12 protein-coding genes are annotated in these 17963 nt (G+C 61.5%); 10 read left to right on the top strand and 2 right to left on the bottom strand.

Features of this window, described 5'->3' with window-relative positions; translation table 11 throughout:
• Positions 1 to 61: 61 nt before the first annotated feature.
• The 4 genes from ACJ8PL_RS23980 to gntK all read left to right on the top strand — a co-directional run bounded on the left by ACJ8PL_RS23980 (position 62) and on the right by gntK (position 4169).
• Entirely contained in the window at positions 62 to 757 is a 696-nt protein-coding gene (locus ACJ8PL_RS23980) for a pirin family protein (RefSeq protein ID WP_004930835.1), read from the top strand.
• A gap of 130 nt (positions 758 to 887) precedes the next feature.
• Entirely contained in the window at positions 888 to 1883 is a 996-nt protein-coding gene (gene gntR / locus ACJ8PL_RS23975; protein ID WP_033639195.1) for a gluconate operon transcriptional repressor GntR, read from the top strand.
• Between the two features lie 340 nt (positions 1884 to 2223).
• Positions 2224 to 3540 (top strand): gluconate transporter, encoded by a 1317-nt coding sequence (gene gntT, locus ACJ8PL_RS23970; protein WP_016930400.1) that lies wholly within the window; start codon positions 2224 to 2226, stop codon positions 3538 to 3540.
• A gap of 101 nt (positions 3541 to 3641) precedes the next feature.
• Positions 3642 to 4169, top strand: a complete 528-nt coding sequence (gene gntK, locus ACJ8PL_RS23965; protein ID WP_033639197.1) for a gluconokinase — start codon at positions 3642 to 3644, stop codon at positions 4167 to 4169.
• A 30-nt stretch (positions 4170 to 4199) separates the two neighbouring features.
• Here the strand turns inward: gntK and ACJ8PL_RS23960 are convergent, their stop codons facing one another.
• Positions 4200 to 4793, bottom strand: coding sequence for a YhgN family NAAT transporter (locus tag ACJ8PL_RS23960; protein ID WP_025159894.1), 594 nt, complete (start codon positions 4791 to 4793; stop codon positions 4200 to 4202).
• 395 nt (positions 4794 to 5188) lie between these two features.
• Between ACJ8PL_RS23960 and asd the strand changes: the two genes are divergently transcribed.
• The 6 genes from asd (at position 5189) to glgP (ending at position 16348) form a co-directional block, all read left to right on the top strand.
• Positions 5189 to 6292, top strand: a complete 1104-nt coding sequence (asd, locus tag ACJ8PL_RS23955; RefSeq protein ID WP_016930397.1) for an aspartate-semialdehyde dehydrogenase — start codon at positions 5189 to 5191, stop codon at positions 6290 to 6292.
• A gap of 443 nt (positions 6293 to 6735) precedes the next feature.
• Positions 6736 to 8922 carry a 1,4-alpha-glucan branching enzyme gene (gene glgB, locus ACJ8PL_RS23950; RefSeq protein ID WP_123867969.1) on the top strand — a complete coding sequence of 729 codons (2187 nt, stop codon included), beginning with the start codon at positions 6736 to 6738 and terminating at the stop codon, positions 8920 to 8922.
• Positions 8919 to 10901, top strand: coding sequence for a glycogen debranching protein GlgX (glgX, locus tag ACJ8PL_RS23945; protein WP_442531429.1), 1983 nt, complete (start codon positions 8919 to 8921; stop codon positions 10899 to 10901). Before glgB ends, glgX begins: the two co-directional genes overlap by 4 nt.
• Positions 10902 to 10916: 15 nt before the next feature.
• Complete coding sequence (gene glgC / locus ACJ8PL_RS23940; protein ID WP_016930394.1) at positions 10917 to 12194, top strand: glucose-1-phosphate adenylyltransferase; 1278 nt, start codon at positions 10917 to 10919, stop codon at positions 12192 to 12194.
• A gap of 134 nt (positions 12195 to 12328) precedes the next feature.
• Positions 12329 to 13759 (top strand): glycogen synthase GlgA, encoded by a 1431-nt coding sequence (glgA, locus tag ACJ8PL_RS23935; protein WP_004930807.1) that lies wholly within the window; start codon positions 12329 to 12331, stop codon positions 13757 to 13759.
• Positions 13760 to 13900: 141 nt separating this feature from the next.
• Positions 13901 to 16348 carry a glycogen phosphorylase gene (gene glgP / locus ACJ8PL_RS23930; RefSeq protein ID WP_004930804.1) on the top strand — a complete coding sequence of 816 codons (2448 nt, stop codon included), beginning with the start codon at positions 13901 to 13903 and terminating at the stop codon, positions 16346 to 16348.
• A 59-nt stretch (positions 16349 to 16407) separates the two neighbouring features.
• On the opposite strand, the gene glpD is transcribed toward glgP, so the two are convergent.
• On the bottom strand, positions 16408 to 17916 hold the full coding sequence (gene glpD, locus ACJ8PL_RS23925) for a glycerol-3-phosphate dehydrogenase (RefSeq protein WP_004930801.1): 1509 nt from the start codon (positions 17914 to 17916) through the stop codon (positions 16408 to 16410).
• Positions 17917 to 17963: the final 47 nt, after the last annotated feature.

Genomic DNA, 17963 nt, shown 5'->3' with positions numbered 1-17963 from the left:
TTACGCTTTCTTATTCTGCTGGCAGGACTAGACTGTAAAAAAACATTGAGGAGAGTTGAAAATGATTTATGTACGTAAAGCGGAAGACCGCGGCCACGCCAATCATGGCTGGCTGGATAGCTGGCACACCTTCTCATTTGCCGATTATTACGATCCGAACTTTATGGGGTTCTCGGCGCTGCGAGTGATCAACGAAGATGTGATCGACGCAGGGCAGGGTTTCGGTACTCACCCGCATAAAGACATGGAAATCCTGACCTACGTGCTGAGCGGCACGGTGGAACACCAGGACAGCATGGGCAACAAGGAGCAGATCCAGGCCGGCGAATTCCAGATCATGAGTGCGGGCACCGGGGTGCGTCACTCCGAGTACAATGCCAATCAGGATCGCCCGTTGCACCTGTACCAGATTTGGATCATCCCGGATCAGGTCGGGCTGGAGCCACGCTATGAGCAGCGCATGTTCGACGCGCCGCAGGGCCGTCAGCTGGTGCTGTCGCCGGATGCGCGTGACGGCTCGCTGAAGGTGTTCCAGGACATGACGCTGTCGCGTTGGGCGCTGAATAAAGGCGAGCAGGGGGAATGCCCGATCGCCGCCGGCCGTCGCGTTTGGATCCAGGTGGTGCGCGGCAAGGTCTCGGTCAACGGCCAGACCGCCGGCATCAGCGACGCGTTCGCGGTGTGGGATGAATCGGCGCTGACGATCCAGGCCGACGAAGAGAGCGAAATCCTGCTGTTCGATCTGCCGCCAGTGTGATTAAGCGGTAAATATCAAGGGCTCACGGTGTGAGCCCTTTTTGCGTTGGCCGTCGCATAACCGACAATATCGGCCCGCCGTTTTTTTTGCTAAAATGACTGCCCATTCATGGTTAGTCAGTTCATTGATAATGAAGAAAAAACGGCCGGTACTCCAGGATGTGGCGGACAAGGTGGGCGTGACCAAGATGACGGTGAGCCGTTATCTGCGCAATCCCGACCAGGTTTCCGTCGCCCTGCAGCAAAAAATCGCCGTCGCGCTGGATGAGCTGGGCTACATCCCCAACCGCGCGCCGGACATCCTCTCCAACGCCACCAGCCGGGCGATTGGCGTGCTGTTGCCGTCGCTGACCAACCAGGTGTTCGCCGAAGTGCTGCGCGGCATCGAAAGCGTCACCGACGCGCACAACTACCAGACCATGCTGGCGCACTATGGTTACCTGCCGGAGCGTGAAGAAGAGCGTCTGACTTCGCTGCTTTCTTACAATATCGACGGCCTGATCCTGTCCGAGCGCCACCATACACCGCGCACCCTGAAGATGATCGAGGTGGCGGGCATTCCGGTGGTGGAACTGATGGACTGCGTCTCGCCGTGCATCGATCTGGCGGTGGGCTTCAACAACTTCGAGGCGGCGCGCCAGATGACCCAGCAGATCATCGCGCACGGCCACCGTCACGTAGTCTATTTCGGCGCTCGCCAGGATGAGCGTACTATTATCAAGCAGCAGGGGTATGAGCAGGCGATGCGTGAATCCGGCCTGGAGCCGTACAGTATCATGACCGCGCGTTCTTCCTCTTATTCCGCCGGCGGGGAGCTGTTGCGCCAGGCGCAGCGTGACTATCCGCAGATCGACAGTATCTTCTGCACCAACGATGACCTGGCGATCGGCGCGGCCTTCGAATGCCAGCGGCAGGGGCTGTCGATCCCGCAGGAGATGGCGATCGCTGGCTTCCACGGCCATGACATCGGCCAGGTGATGGTGCCGAAGCTGGCCAGCGTGCTGACGCCGCGTGAACGCATGGGGCAGATCGGCGCAGAGCGCTTGCTGGCCCGGCTGCGCGGCGAAACGGTGTGCCCGCGCATGGTGGACGTCGGTTTCACCGTGATCCCCGGCGGCAGTATCTGAGCCATTTTAACGTTCTGTTTTAACACCCTTTCTTTTTGCAGCGCGCCCTGAGGCGCGCTGGTTATCCCGCCTGTAAGCCCGCAGCTCGTTGCCGACATAAGTTTGATCTCTGTCCCAGAACGCGAATTTTAGCCGGTTACCCGGTTCCGGCGCTCATGTTGTTACCGGTATCATGATACCGGTAACAACATGAGCGCGGTCATCTTGCTGCAAGACTGAACCTCTGACTCAACAACACCTACAGCTCTTCTTAAACACCGGGAAAGAGCCTAAAAATAAAACAACCGCACGCTTTACGCCTATCGTAAAGAGAGTCGCGATAAAAGGTTGGAGAAAAACTATGCCATTAGTGATTGTTGCAGGCGGCGTAGCGCTGCTGCTGCTGCTGATGATCCGCTTCAAGCTGAACGGCTTTATCTCTCTGGTTCTGGTTGCCCTGGCGGTCGGGATTGCACAGGGTATGCCGGTCGATAAGGTCATCGGCTCCATCAAGGCCGGCGTGGGCGGCACGCTGGGCAGCCTGGCGCTGATCATGGGCTTCGGCGCCATGCTCGGCAAGCTGCTGGCGGACTGCGGCGGCGCACAGCGCATCGCCACCACGCTGATCGACAAGTTCGGCAGAAAACACATTCAATGGGCGGTGGTGCTGACCGGCTTCACCGTCGGCTTCGCGCTGTTCTACGAAGTGGGCTTCGTGCTGTTGCTGCCGCTGGTGTTCACCATCGCCGCCTCCGCGCGCATTCCGCTGCTGTACGTCGGCGTGCCGATGGCCGCCGCGTTGTCGGTGACTCACGGCTTCCTGCCGCCGCACCCAGGCCCGACCGCCATCGCCACCATCTTCCATGCCGACATGGGTAAAACCCTGCTGTACGGCACGCTGCTGGCGATCCCGACGGTGATCCTGGCCGGCCCGGTCTATGCCCGCTTCCTGAAAGGCATTGACAAGCCGGTGCCGGAAGGCCTGTACAACCCGAAAACCTTTACCGACGCGGAGATGCCGAGCTTTGGCGTCAGCGTTGCCACGTCGCTGGTGCCGGTGATCCTGATGGCGCTGCGCGCGGTCGCTGAAATGGTGCTGCCGAAGGGCCACAGCCTGCTGCGCTTCGCCGAGTTCTTCGGCGACCCGGTGATGGCGACCCTGATCGCCGTGCTGATCGCCATCTTCACCTTCGGCCTGAACCGCGGGCGCACCATGGATGAAGTGATGGGCACCATCACTGACTCGATTAAAATCATCGCCATGATGCTGTTGATCATCGGCGGCGGCGGCGCCTTCAAGCAGGTGCTGGTGGACAGCGGCGTCGAACAGTACATCGCCGGCCTGATGGAAGGCAGCAACGTTTCGCCGATCCTGATGGCCTGGTCAATCGCCGCCGCGCTGCGTCTGGCGCTGGGTTCCGCCACCGTGGCGGCGATCACCGCCGGCGGCATCGTCGCGCCGCTGATCGCCACCACCGGCGTCAGCCCCGAGCTGATGGTGATTGCGGTCGGTTCCGGCAGCGTCATCTTCTCGCACGTCAACGATCCGGGCTTCTGGCTGTTCAAGGAGTACTTCAACCTGAGCATCATGGAAACCATCAAATCCTGGTCGGTGTTGGAAACCATTATCTCGGTGTGTGGCCTGGTGGGCTGTCTGTTGCTGGCGACGGTCGTATAATCTTTATCCGGCGCCCTGCGGGGCGTCGGCGTTCCAGAGTATCTTTATCAGTTGGGGCGCATTTGGCGCGCTCGCGCCAGTTCCCATAAGGGCATGACACAATGAGTAATCCGCAGAATCACGTATTTGTTTTGATGGGCGTTTCCGGCAGCGGCAAATCCGCCGTGGCCAGCGCCGTCGCCCACGAGGCCAACGCCGCCATGCTGGATGGTGACTACCTGCACCCGCGCGCCAACATCATCAAAATGTCCTCCGGGCATGCGTTGGACGACAACGATCGCGCTCCGTGGCTGGCGGCCCTGAACGACGCCATCTTCGCCATGCAGCGCACCAACGACGTGTCGCTGCTGGTGTGCTCGGCGCTGAAGAAAAGCTATCGCGATCGCCTGCGCGACGGCAACCTCAACCTGCATTTCCTCTACCTGAAAGGCGACCAGTCGGTGATCGAGGAGCGTCTGAAGCAACGCAAGGGCCACTTCTTCAAGCCGCAGATGTTGATTTCCCAGTTCGCCACGCTGGAAGAGCCGGGCGAGCAGGAACCGGATGTGCAAGCGATCGACATCAACCAGCCGTTGGACGGCGTGGTCGCCGATACGCTCGCCCATATTCGCCGCGTTACCGCCCGCTAAGCGCGGACCGTTGTCGGCGCCGCCAGGCGCCTACAGCTTCATGTAAGCCCGCACGCCATCCAGGAACATCTGGGTCGACAGCATCACCAGAATCAGCCCCATCAACCGCTCCAGCGCGCTGACGCCTTTGCTGCCCAGCAGGCGCAGGAACAGGTTCGACATCAGCAAAATGGCCGCAGAGAGACCCCAGGCGATCAGCAGCGCCGCCACCAGATGGGGCAACTGATGCGGGTATTGGTGCGATAGCAGCATCAATGCAGCCAGAATCGACGGCCCGGCCACCAGCGGGATCGCCAGCGGCACCAGGAACGGCTCCTCGCCGGCGGACAGCCCGGAGCTATTTCCCTCCTGCGAGGGAAAGATCATCTTGATGGCGATCAGAAACAGGATGATGCCGCCGGAAATGGAGACGGTTTCGGTGCGCAGGTTGAGGAACGCCAGAATTTTCTCGCCGGCGAACAGAAAGATCAGCATCAGCAGCAGGGCGATCAGCAGCTCGCGAATCAACACCACGCGGCGGCGGCGCGGTTCCAGGTGCTTGAGTACCGACATGAAAATCGGCAGGTTGCCCAGCGGATCCATAATTAAAAACAGCAATACCGTAGCGGAAATCATCTCTGTCATGGTGACCTCGTGATCGGGAAAACGCCTCGGCCTTTCCGGCCGCGTCCTTGCCTATCCCCTATGGATTTCAAATTGCAGCTAGGCGCCCAGCGATCGCATCCCCAGGAGCTTACTCAAGTAAGTGACTGGGGTATGACAAATCTGCCGGGAGCAGATTTGAACGCTGCTCGCAGCGGCCCCTTGGGGCGTGGCCCACGGATGGGCCACGTAACTACGTGCAGGTAACAACGCTGCAGTTTGAAAGACGACGGGTATATAAGAAGGATTGCTGAGAAATCCTCAGCCATCGAATAAATTCACTTTGCGCCCGCGCCGACATTTTGTAAGGTGAGGAGATATTGCACACAACTCGTTATCACCTACATAAGCCCTTATCCGGGCGGGACACAGATATTATGAAAAACGTTGGTTTCATCGGTTGGCGCGGAATGGTCGGCTCGGTTCTCATGCAACGCATGACGGAAGAGCGCGATTTCGACGCCATTCGCCCGGTCTTTTTCTCCACCTCGCAGCACGGTTCCGCCGCGCCGGCCTTCGGCGGCCAGCAGGGCACGCTGCAGGATGCGTATGACATCGACGCGCTGAGCGCGCTCGATATCATTATTACCTGTCAGGGCGGCGATTATACCAACGAAGTTTATCCTAAGCTGCGCGCCAGCGGTTGGCAGGGTTACTGGATCGACGCGGCCTCGTCGCTGCGCATGCAGGACGACGCCATCATCATCCTGGATCCGGTCAACCACGCGGTGATTCAGCAGGGCCTGGACAAAGGCATCAAAACCTTCGTCGGCGGTAACTGCACCGTCAGCCTGATGCTGATGTCGCTCGGCGGCCTGTTCGCCAACGATCTGGTGGAGTGGGCGTCGGTCGCCACCTACCAGGCGGCCTCCGGCGGCGGCGCGCGCCACATGCGCGAACTGCTGACCCAAATGGGCATGCTGCATGCCGACGTGGCGAAAGAGCTGCAGGATCCGGCTTCCGCCATCCTGGATATCGAGCGCAAGGTGACCGAAGCCACGCGCAGCGGCAAACTGCCGACCGATAACTTCGGCGTCCCGCTGGCCGGCAGCCTGATCCCGTGGATCGACAAGCAGCTCGACAACGGCCAGAGCCGTGAAGAGTGGAAGGGTCAGGCGGAAACCAACAAGATTCTGAATACCGGCAGCGTGATCCCGGTCGACGGTCTGTGCGTGCGCGTCGGCGCGCTGCGCTGCCACAGCCAGGCGTTCACGCTGAAGCTGAAAAAAGACGTGTCGCTGCCGGAAATCGAGCAGATGCTGGCGACGCACAACGACTGGGTGCGCGTGATCCCGAACGACCGCGAACTGACCATGCGCGAACTGACGCCGGCGGCGGTGACCGGCACGCTGAATACGCCGGTCGGCCGTCTGCGCAAGCTGAATATGGGGCCGGAGTATCTATCGGCGTTCACCGTGGGCGACCAGCTGCTGTGGGGCGCGGCCGAGCCGCTGCGACGCATGTTGCGCATCCTGCTGTAAACCCGCACTTCCTGGGGGCTGAGCGCTTTCAGCCCCCTAACGCCTTATTTTCCGCCTTTTTGTTCGCTGCGCGCCGCGTCGGGCAGCGTTATCGCAAGCCTCGTTTCATTGGGCTGTACCCCGCATCTCTTCTCGTCGGCCGCCGCATGCAGATGCCGCCAGGCTGGCAGTTTTCTTAATGAAGAATTTTCCTCACCAATGCCGAGCAGTTTTTAACAGACATTGGCTATGCTTAACGCAGGGGTGAACACTTTTTCACCATGACTGAAATATTTCAAAAAATAAGCATAAAGAGCGAAATTCAGGTCGGCAGAGTAAAGATTGGTCAATAACCGACCGCAATCACGCTTTAGAGTCCGAATGCATTGCATGATGACCAAAACGGCCAAGGAATAACCAACAAGCCGTGCTTAGATCATGCTGTTAATCTAAGGAAGAAGACTATGCCTGTACTTCCCGATCGTGACGTGATTGATCAGATCATCTCCGGCCATTACGCCGACCCCTTTGCTCTGCTTGGCATGCATGCGACCGATAACGGTCTGCAGGTGCGCGCGCTGCTGCCCGATGCTACCGAAGTTTGGCTGGTGGAACAGCAGACCGGCCGGCGGCTGGCGCAGTTGAACTGCGACGACCCGCGCGGTTTCTTCAGCGCGGTGGTGCCGCGGCGAAAAAATCCTTTCCGCTATCAACTGCAGGTCAGCTGGCGCGATCATCAACAGATCGTCGACGATCCCTACCGGTTTGGCCCGCTGCTGCAGGATATCGACAGTTGGCTATTGGCCGAGGGCACGCATTTGCGTCCCTATGAACGGCTGGGCGCCCATCTAGTTACGCTGGATGGCATCGACGGCGTCAGTTTTGCGGTCTGGGCGCCCAACGCCCAGCGCGTCTCGGTGGTGGGGGAGTTCAACTTCTGGGACGGCCGCCGCCACCCGATGCGTCTGCGGCGTGAAAACGGCATCTGGGAGCTGTTCCTGCCCGGCGTGCGGGCCGGCCAGCTGTACAAATATGAAATCGTCGATTGCTACGGCAATACCCAGCTGAAAGCCGATCCTTACGCCTTCGAGGCGCAGATGCGCCCGGACACCGCCTCGCTGGTGGCGCCGCTGCCGGAGGTGGTGCCGTCGACGCCGGCGCGCCGCCGCGCCAACGATTTTGACCAGCCGATCGCCATCTACGAGGTGCATCTCGGCTCATGGCGCCGCCACACCGATAACCACTTTTGGCTCAGCTACGGTGAACTGGCGGTGCAGCTGATCGACTATGTGAAGGACATGGGATTCACCCATATCGAGCTGCTGCCGGTCAACGAGCACCCGTTCGACGGCAGCTGGGGCTACCAGCCGCTGGGGCTGTATGCGCCGACCCGGCGCTTCGGCACGCCGGCCGACTTCAGGGCGTTTGTGGCGGCGGCGCATGAGGCGGGCATCAACGTGATCCTCGACTGGGTGCCGGGGCACTTCCCCAGCGACGCCTACGGCCTGGCGAATTTCGATGGCACTGCGCTGTACGAATACGCCGATCCGCGCGAGGGCTACCATCAGGACTGGAATACGCTGATTTACAACTACGGTCGCCACGAGGTGCGCAACTACCTGGCGGGCAACGCGCTGTATTGGCTGGAGCGCTTCGGCATCGACGCGCTGCGGGTCGATGCGGTGGCGTCGATGATCTATCGCGACTACAGCCGTGCCGACGGCGAGTGGGTGCCGAATTACTACGGCGGCAACGAGAATCTGGAGGCCATCGCCTTCCTGCGTTATACCAACCAGACTATCGGCCAGGCGCAGCCGGGCGCGGTGACGCTGGCGGAGGAATCCACCGACTATCCCGGCGTCACCCTGCCGCCGGACGCCAACGGCCTTGGGTTCCACTACAAATGGAACCTCGGCTGGATGCACGACACGCTCAATTACATGAAGTGCGATCCGGTGCACCGTAAGTATCACCACAACCAGATGACCTTCGGCATGCTGTACGCCTATACCGAGAACTTCGTGTTGCCTATCTCGCACGATGAAGTGGTGCACGGCAAAAAATCGGTCCTCGACCGTATGCCGGGCGACGCCTGGCAGAAATTCGCCAACCTGCGCGCCTATTACGGCTTTATGTGGGCGCATCCGGGCAAGAAGCTGCTGTTTATGGGCTGCGAATTCGCGCAAGGGCGCGAGTGGAATTTCGATACCAGCCTTGACTGGCATTTACTGGAAGGGCTGGATAACTGGCATAACGGCGTGCAGCGGCTGGTGCGCGATCTGAACCACTGCTACCGGCAGCAGGCGCCGCTGTACGAGCGCGACTACCGCCCGGACGGCTTCGAATGGCTGGTGGTCGACGATCACGACAACTCGGTGTTCGCCTTCGCGCGCTACGATTCGCAGGGCAATGAGTTGATCGCCATCAGCAACTTTACCCCGGTGCCGCGCTACCGCTACCGCATCGGCCTCTCGCGCGCCGGTGACTACCGCGAGATCCTCAATACCGATTCGCACCACTATCACGGCAGCAATGCCGGCAATCAGGGGCGGGTTTCTTCCGAAGCGGTCGGCAGCCACGGCCGTGACTTCTCCATCTGCGTAACGTTGCCGCCGCTGGCGACCATTTATCTGCTGCGGGAGGCGCCATGACGGAGCTGACAGCCGGCCTCGCCGCGCCGCTGGGCGCGCAGTACGACGGCGAAGGCATCAACTTTACCCTGTACTCGGCGCATGCCGAGCGGGTGGAGTTGTGCCTGTTCGACGGCCAGCAGCGCGAAGTGCGCCTGCCGCTGCCGGCGCGCAGCGGCGATATCTGGCATGGCTACTTACCGGGCGGCAGGCCGGGGCAACGTTACGGTTACCGGGTCTACGGCCCGTTTGACCCGGCGAACGGGCAGCGTTTTAACCCCAACAAACTGGCGCTCGATCCGGCCGCGCGCGCGGTGGAAGGGCCGGTGGCGGACCACCCGCACCTGCACGGCGGTTACGAGCAGCCGGACCCGCACGACAGCGCGGAGCTGATGCCGAAGTGCGTGGTGGTGGACGAACGGTACGACTGGCAGGACGATCGCCCGCCCGCCACGCCCTGGGGGCAGACGGTGATTTACGAAGCGCACGTGCGCGGTCTGACGCTGCTGCACCCGCAGATCCCACCGGCGCTGCGCGGCAGCTTCGCCGCATTGGGGCACCCGGCGATGATCGCCCACTTCAAACGCCTCGGCATCACCGCGCTGGAACTGTTGCCGGTGCAGCAACATACCTCCGAACCGCGCCTGCAGCGGTTGGGGCTGATCAACTATTGGGGCTATAACGTGCTGGCGCCCTATGCGCCGGACAACCGCTACGCCAGCCTGAGCACCGATGCCACGCCGCTGAACGAATTCCGCGATGCGGTCAAGGCGCTGCACCAAGCCGGCATCGAGGTGATCCTTGACGTGGTGTTCAACCACAGCGCCGAGCTGGACAGGGACGGGCCGATGCTGTCGCTGAGCGGCATCGATAACCTGAGCTACTACTGGCTGACGCCCGAAGGGGACTACGTCAACGACACCGGCTGCGGCAACACGCTGCGGTTGGATCAGCCGCAGGGCGTGGCCTGGGTGATGGATTGCCTGCATTTTTGGGTGCGGGAGTGCCACGTCGACGGCTTCCGCTTCGATCTGGGCAGCGTGCTCGGTCGCACGCCGGGGTTCGATCGCGATGCGCCGCTGTTCCAGGCGATGCTGGCGGACGATCTGCTGTCGCGCTGCAAGCTGATCGCCGAACCCTGGGACATTGGCCCCGGCGGCTATCAGGTGGGGGCATTTCCCGGCCGCTTCGCCGAATGGAACGATCATTACCGCGACGACATGCGCCGTTTCTGGCTGCAGAGCGGCGTTACGCTCGGCCAGTTCGCCCAGCGTTTTGCCGCCTCCAGCGATCTGTACAACCAGCGCGGGCGGGCGCCTTACGCCACCGTCAACATGCTGACCGCCCATGACGGGTTTACCCTGCAGGACGTGGTCAGCTTCAACGAGAAACACAATCAGCCGAACGGCGAGGGCAACCGCGACGGCAGCGATCGCAATTTCAGCAACAACCACGGCGTCGAAGGCCTGGTCGCCGACGACGCCATTGTGCAACGCCGCAGGGCCAGCCAGCGGGCGATGCTCGCCACGCTGTTGCTGTCCCAGGGTACGCCGATGCTGCTGGCCGGCGATGAACAGGGACACAGCCAGCAGGGGAACAACAATGCCTATTGTCAGGACAACGCCACCGCCTGGCTCGATTGGGCCACGGCGGACGATGCGCTGACCGATTACGTCGCGGCGCTGATCGCGCTGCGCCGCCAGATCCCCGCACTGCAGCAGGACCGCTGGTGGCAGCAGGACGACGGCAGCGTGCAGTGGCTGAACGCGCAAGGCCAGCCGCTCGACGCGCAGCAGTGGGAGCGGGGCGAGCCGCTCATGCAGATCCTGCTGTCGCAGCGCTGGCTGTTGCTGGTCAACGCCACGCCGCAAACGACGGAGATGAGATTGCCGGAAGGCGATTGGCAGGTTGTCGCTCCCTTCACTCAGGAAGACTCACGGGCGGTATTGCCCGCCTGGCACCAGGCCGCGCGCTCGCTTTGCGTACTGGTACGGAAATAATAAAAGGAGTCCGCTATGGTTAGGTTTGAAAATAAAGACCCCCTGATGTTGGCGCGCCAGTTGCCGATTAAATCCGTAGCGCTGATCCTGGCCGGCGGCCGCGGCTCACGTTTGAAAGATTTGACCTCCACCCGCGCCAAGCCCGCCGTCCACTTTGGCGGCAAATTCCGCATCATCGATTTCGCCTTGTCGAACTGCCTGAACTCCGGCATCCGCCGCATCGGCGTGATCACCCAATACCAGTCGCACACGCTGGTGCAGCACATTCAACGCGGCTGGTCGTTCCTCAACGAGGAAATGAACGAGTTCGTCGATCTGCTGCCGGCCCAGCAGCGCCTCAGCACCGAGCATTGGTACAAGGGCACCGCCGACGCGGTGTACCAGAACCTGGATATCATCCGCCGCTACGAGGCCGAATACGTGGTGATCCTGGCGGGCGATCACATCTACAAGATGGATTATTCACGCATGCTGATCGATCACGTCGAGAAGGGCGCTCAGTGCACCGTGGCCTGCCTGCCGGTGCCGCGCAGCGAAGCCGGCGAATTCGGCGTGATGAAGGTGGATGAAAGCGACCGTATCATCGAGTTTCTGGAAAAGCCCGCCGATCCGCCGGCGATGCCGGGCAACCCGGATATGTCGCTGGCCAGCATGGGCATCTATATTTTTAATGCCGCCTACCTGTTCCAGCTGCTGCAAGAGGATATGTCGACCCCCGGCTCCAGCCACGATTTCGGCAAGGATCTGATCCCGAAAATCACCGCGCAGCAGGCGGCGTGGGCGCATCCGTTTACCTTGTCCTGCGTGACGTCCAATCCCGATCTGCCGCCGTACTGGCGCGATGTGGGCACGTTGGACGCCTATTGGCGCGCCAATCTCGATCTGGCGTCGGTGACGCCGGAGCTGGACATGTACGACCGCGCCTGGCCGATCCGCACCCACATGGAACCGCTGCCGCCGGCCAAGTTTGTGCAGGATCGCTCCGGCAGCCATGGCATGACCATGAACTCGCTGGTGTCCGGCGGTTGCATCGTGTCCGGGTCGGTGGTGGTGCATTCGGTGCTGTTCCCGCGCGTGCGAGTGAACTCGTTCTGCACCATCGACTCTACCGTATTGTTGCCGGACGTGAACGTCGGCCGTTCCTGCCGCCTGCGGCGCTGCATCATCGACCGCGCCTGCCATATTCCGGAGGGCATGGTGATCGGGGAAAACGCCGATGAGGACAGCAAGCGTTTCTATCGCTCGGAAGGCGGCATCGTGCTGGTGACGCGCGAAATGTTGTCAAAATTGTGAGTTAACGTGGGGGCAGAACGATAGCCTGCCGCCCGATGAACGGTTCGATGGCTTGCGCAACGCGGCACACATAACAGCGGCAAGCCTGCTTTATTTCTTATCCAGAGGCCTTCGGCCGACTTTCAGGAGTGATAATGCAGGTCTTACACGTATGTTCTGAAATGTTCCCCCTGCTGAAAACGGGCGGACTCGCAGACGTGGTTGGCGCGCTGCCGGCGGCGCAAATCGCCGAAGGCGCCGATGTTCGGGTGCTATTGCCCGCTTTCCCTGACGTACGCAACGGCATACCCGACACCGTGCTGGTGGCGGAAATCGACTCGTTCGCCGGCCGGGTTGGCCTGCGTTACGGCACCTACCATGGCGTGGGCATCTATCTCATCGATGCGCCCTGGCTGTATGACCGGCCGGGCAGCCCGTACCACGATCAGTCTATGTACGCCTACCCCGACAACCACCGCCGCTTTGCGCTGCTGGGCTGGATGGCCTGCGAGCTGGCCAAGGGGCTGGATCGCTACTGGCGGCCGCAGTTGGTGCATGCCCACGACTGGCACGCCGGTCTTAGCTGCGCCTATCTGGCCGCCAACGGCCACCCGGCGCGTTCGGTGTTCACGGTGCATAACCTGGCCTATCAAGGGCTGTTTTCCGCCCATCACGTGACCGAACTGTGGCTGCCGGCGTCGTTTTACAACGTCTATGGCCTGGAGTTCTACGGCCAGATGTCGTTCCTCAAGGCCGGGCTGTTTTATGCCGACCACGTGACCGCCGTCAGCCCGACCTATGCGCGCGAGATCACCCGGCCGGAGTTCGGCTACGGCATGGAGGGGCTGCTACAGGAGCGGCAGCGGCAGGGCAGGCTGAGCGGCATCCTCAACGGGGTGGACGACAAGATTTGGGATCCGGCCCACGACCCGCGGCTGAGCGCCCGCTATGACGCCGACGATCTGAAAAGCAAGGTCAAAAACAAGCTGCATCTGCAAAAGGCCATGGGGCTGAAGGTGGACGAATCGCTGCCGGTGTTCGCGGTGGTGAGCCGATTGACCAGCCAAAAAGGCCTGGATCTGGTGCTGCAGGCGTTGCCTGAACTGCTGGCGCAGGGCGGGCAGCTGGCGCTGCTGGGCGCCGGCGATGCGGTGCTGCAACAGGCGTTTCTGGCCGCCGCCGCCGACTACCCTGAACAGGTCGGCGTGCAGATCGGTTATCACGAATCCTTCTCCCACCGCATCATCGGCGGCGCCGACGTTATTCTGGTGCCGAGCCGCTTCGAGCCCTGCGGTCTGACGCAGCTCTACGGTCTGAAGTACGGCACGCTGCCGCTGGTGCGCCGCACCGGCGGGCTGGCGGACACGGTGGTGGACTGCGCGCTGGAGAACCTGGCCGACGGCACCGCCAGCGGATTCGTGTTCGACGATTGCGACGCCGTCGCGCTGGGCAACGCCATCCGCCGCGCCATGGTGCTGTGGAGCCGGCCGAAACACTGGCGCCACGTTCAGCGCCACGCCATGAGCGTGGACTTCGGCTGGCCGGTGGCGGCGAAAGAGTATTTATCGCTTTATCAACGCTTGTAGCCCGCGTTTCGCGTCTCGGGTTGACGCGCGGCGGGCAGCCGTAAGGGTAGATTGTCGGGGCGCGGCGTGCCGCGTCCATGTTCAGCGGAGCCCGCTATTCCGCGGCGAATGGCGGGGCTCCCCACAAGGGATTAAAAAGCCATGACTTCACCGTTTAGTTACACCTCACCTACGGTCAGTGTGGAAGCGCTGAAACACTCCATCGCCTATAAGCTGATGTTTATCGTCGGCAAGGATCCGGCCATCGCCAACCGGCACGATTGGCTGAACGCCGTGCTGTTCGCGGTGCGCGATCGCATGGTGGAGCGCTGGCTGCGTTCCAACCGCGCCCAGCTGTCTCAAGACGTGCGGCAGGTGTATTACCTGTCGATGGAGTTCCTGATCGGCCGCACCCTGTCAAACGCGCTGCTGTCGATGGGCATCTATCAGGACATCGACAACGCGCTGAACGAGATGGGGCTGAACCTGGCGGAGCTGCTGGAGGAAGAAAACGACCCCGGGCTTGGTAACGGCGGCCTGGGCCGGCTGGCGGCCTGTTTCCTCGACTCGCTGGCGACGCTGGCGCTGCCGGGGCGCGGCTACGGCATTCGCTATGAATACGGCATGTTCAAGCAGAACATCGTCAACGGCCAACAGATGGAGTCGCCGGACTACTGGCTGGAGTACGGCAATCCGTGGGAGTTTCCGCGCCATAACACCCGCTACAAGGTGCGCTTCGGCGGCCGCGTGCAGCAGGAGGGGGCCAAGGCGCGCTGGCTGGAGACCGAAGAGGTCGTGGCCATCGCCTACGATCAGGTGATCCCCGGTTTTGACACCGACGCCACCAATACGCTGCGGTTGTGGGGCGCGCAGGCCAGTAATGAGATCAACCTCGGCAAGTTCAACCAGGGCGATTACTTCGCGGCGGTGGAAGACAAAAACCACTCGGAGAACGTGTCGCGCGTGCTCTATCCGGACGATTCGACCTCCTCCGGGCGCGAGCTGCGGCTGCGGCAGGAGTATTTCCTGGTGTCGGCCACGGTGCAGGATATTCTCAACCGCCATTGGCTGATGCACAAAACCTTCGACAACCTGGCGGACAAGATCGCCATTCACCTCAACGACACCCACCCGGTATTGTCGATCCCCGAGCTGATGCACCGGCTGATCGACGAGCACAAATTCAAGTGGCTCGACGCCTGGGAAGTGGTGGAGCAGGTGTTCTCTTACACCAACCACACGCTGATGAGCGAGGCGCTGGAGACCTGGCCGCTGGACATGATAGGCCGCATCTTGCCGCGCCATCTGCAGCTGATTTTCGAAATCAACGATCACTTCCTCAAGATGGTGCAGGAAGTGGCGCCGGACGACAACGACCTGCTGGCGCGGGTCTCGATCATCGACGAAACCAACGGCCGCCGGGTGCGCATGGCGTGGCTGGCGGTGGTGGCCAGCCACAAGGTCAACGGCGTTTCCGCCCTGCATTCCGAACTGATGGTGCAGTCGCTGTTCGCCGACTTCGCCCGGCTGTTCCCGACTCGTTTCTGCAACAAAACCAACGGGGTGACGCCGCGCCGTTGGCTGGCGCTGGCCAACCCGCCGCTGGCGGCGGTGCTGGACGACTGCATCGGCCAAACCTGGCGCACCGATCTCAGCCAACTGAGCGAGATCAAAGCCAACGTCGATTACCCGAGCTTCCTGCAGGCGGTGCAGCGCGCCAAACGGCAGAACAAGGAGCGGCTGGCGCTGTATATCGCCAAAACGCTCAACGTGGTGGTCAACCCGGATGCGTTGTTCGATGTGCAAATCAAGCGTATCCACGAGTACAAACGGCAACTGCTCAACGTGCTGCACGTCATCACGCTGTATAACCGTTTGCTGGCTGACCCTGACATCGAGCGCGTGCCGCGGGTGGTGATCTTCGCCGGCAAGGCGGCCTCTGCCTACTATGCCGCCAAGCAGATCATCCGTCTGATCAACGACGTGGCCAAAGTGATCAACAACGATCCGCGCGTGCATACCCAACTGAAGGTGGTGTTCATTCCGAACTACGGCGTCAGCCTGGCGCAGATCATCATCCCGGCGGCGGATCTGTCGGAACAGATCTCGCTGGCGGGCACCGAGGCCTCGGGCACCAGCAACATGAAGTTCGCGCTGAACGGCGCGCTGACCATCGGCACGCTGGACGGCGCCAACGTCGAGATGCGCGAGCACGTGGGGGAGGAGAATATCTTTATTTTCGGCAATACCGCCGAGCAGGTTGAGGAACTGCGCCGCAACGGTTACAACCCGCGCCAGTACTATGAGCAAGACCCGGAGCTGCATCAGGCGCTGACGCAGATCGCCACCGGGGTGTTCAGCCCGGAAGAGCCGAAACGCTATGGCAATTTGTTCGACTCGCTGGTCAACCTCGGCGATCACTATCAGCTGTTGGCGGATTACCGCAGCTATGTGGACACGCAGGACAAGGTGGACGAGGTGTATCTCAATCAGGACGAGTGGACGCGGCGCGCGGTGCTGAATATCGCCAATATGGGCTACTTCTCATCCGATCGCACCATTCAGGAATACGCGGATGAAATTTGGCACATAAAGCCGGTGAAGCTGTAAAACGGGAGAGGAAAAAAGCAAAGGGCCGGATAACCGGCCCTTTGTCGTTACGCTGCGGCTCAGGAAGCCAGAGACAGCGCTTTCGTTTTCGCGTGTTCCGCCAGCCAGGCTTTCACTCGCGCCTGCTGCGCCTCGTCCAGCCACATGCCCAGCTTGGTGCGGCGCCAGATGGCGTCGTCCAGCTCTACGACCCACTCTTTCTCGGTCAGGTAACGCAGCTCGGCTTCATACAGACCGTGGCCGAAATCTTCGCCCAGATCGGCGAGGCCGTTGGCGCCGGCCAAGATCAGCTCGCTCTGGCTGCCGTAGGTGCGGGCATAGCGGCGCGCCAGGGCTTCCGGCAGCCAGCCGTGCGCACGGCGCAGTTTGGCCGCGTAGCCATCGCGATCGCCGTCGATGTCACCGCCCGGCAGCGTGGCGTTTTTGGTCCACGCCGGGCCGCAGCCTGGGTAGTAGTGGGCCAGTTTTTCCATCGCATGTTCGGCCAGCTTGCGGTAGGTGGTCAGCTTGCCGCCGAAGACCGACAGCAGCGGCGCTTTGCCCTGCTCATCGTGCACGTCCAGCGTGTAATCGCGGGTGATCGCCTGCGGTGAATCGGATTCGTCGTCGCACAGCGGACGCACGCCGGAGTAAGTCCAGACGATGTCGTCGCGGCCCAGCTGCTTCTTGAAGTGATCGTTGTACACTTTCAGCAGATAAGCGATTTCGTTCTCGTCGATCTTCACGTCTTTCGGATCGCCTTTGTACTCCACGTCGGTGGTGCCGATGATGGAGAACTCGTCATTCCACGGGATCACGAACACGATGCGGTGGTCTTCGTTCTGCAGAATGTAAGACTGCGGCTGATCGTGCACGCGCGGCACCACGATGTGGCTGCCTTTGATCAGGCGGATGCCGTAAGGCGATTTGAGCTTCAGGCCGTCGTCGAAGAAGTTTTTCACCCACGGGCCGGTGGCGTTCACCAGGCCTTTGGCGCGCCAGGTGAAGGTTTTGCCGCTGTCGATATCGACCGCTTCCACCATCCACAGGCCGTTTTCACGCCATGCGCGGGTCACTTTGGTGCGGGTGCGCACTTCGCCGCCGCGTTTTTCCACTTCCTGCGCGTTCAGCACCACCAGGCGAGCATCGTCGACCCAGCAGTCGGAATATTCGAAACCGCGCTTCAATTCGGGCTTCAGCACCGACTCTGGTCCAAAGCGCAAACCCTTGCTGCCCGGCAGGCTGGTGCGTTTGCCCAGGTGATCGTACAGGAACAGGCCGATACGGATCATCCAGGCCGGACGCAGGTGCGGCTGGTGCGGCAGGCGGAAACGCATCGGGAACGCGATGTGCGGCGCCAGCTTCAGCAGCACTTCACGTTCGGCCAGCGCTTCGCTCACCAGACGGAATTCGTAGTGTTCCAGGTAGCGCAGGCCACCGTGGATCAGTTTGGAACTGGCGGAAGACGTAGCACAGGCCAAGTCTTGCGCTTCCAGTAGCAGTACCGACAGCCCGCGCCCGGCAGCATCCGCCGCGATGCCGGCACCGTTGATGCCGCCACCGATAACGATCAAGTCTTTGGTTTCCACGTCATCTTCCTCCAGATGTTCGAAATAGCTCTTTCATGTTCGTTTTC

The organism is Serratia sp. CY83965 (assembly GCF_052166375.1).
GTDB classification, from domain to species: domain Bacteria; phylum Pseudomonadota; class Gammaproteobacteria; order Enterobacterales; family Enterobacteriaceae; genus Serratia; species Serratia marcescens.
Note: the sequence above shows the minus strand (reverse complement) of the source record. Positions and strands in the feature narration are given on the sequence as shown.

Coding starts and splice junctions, on each gene's coding strand:
- ACJ8PL_RS23980 (WP_004930835.1), top strand. CDS start 62: ATGATTTATGTACGTAAAGCGGAAGACCGCGGCCACGCCAATCATGGC.
- gntR (WP_033639195.1), top strand. CDS start 888: ATGAAGAAAAAACGGCCGGTACTCCAGGATGTGGCGGACAAGGTGGGC.
- gntT (WP_016930400.1), top strand. CDS start 2,224: ATGCCATTAGTGATTGTTGCAGGCGGCGTAGCGCTGCTGCTGCTGCTG.
- gntK (WP_033639197.1), top strand. CDS start 3,642: ATGAGTAATCCGCAGAATCACGTATTTGTTTTGATGGGCGTTTCCGGC.
- ACJ8PL_RS23960 (WP_025159894.1), bottom strand. CDS start 4,793: ATGACAGAGATGATTTCCGCTACGGTATTGCTGTTTTTAATTATGGAT.
- asd (WP_016930397.1), top strand. CDS start 5,189: ATGAAAAACGTTGGTTTCATCGGTTGGCGCGGAATGGTCGGCTCGGTT.
- glgB (WP_123867969.1), top strand. CDS start 6,736: ATGCCTGTACTTCCCGATCGTGACGTGATTGATCAGATCATCTCCGGC.
- glgX (WP_442531429.1), top strand. CDS start 8,919: ATGACGGAGCTGACAGCCGGCCTCGCCGCGCCGCTGGGCGCGCAGTAC.
- glgC (WP_016930394.1), top strand. CDS start 10,917: ATGGTTAGGTTTGAAAATAAAGACCCCCTGATGTTGGCGCGCCAGTTG.
- glgA (WP_004930807.1), top strand. CDS start 12,329: ATGCAGGTCTTACACGTATGTTCTGAAATGTTCCCCCTGCTGAAAACG.
- glgP (WP_004930804.1), top strand. CDS start 13,901: ATGACTTCACCGTTTAGTTACACCTCACCTACGGTCAGTGTGGAAGCG.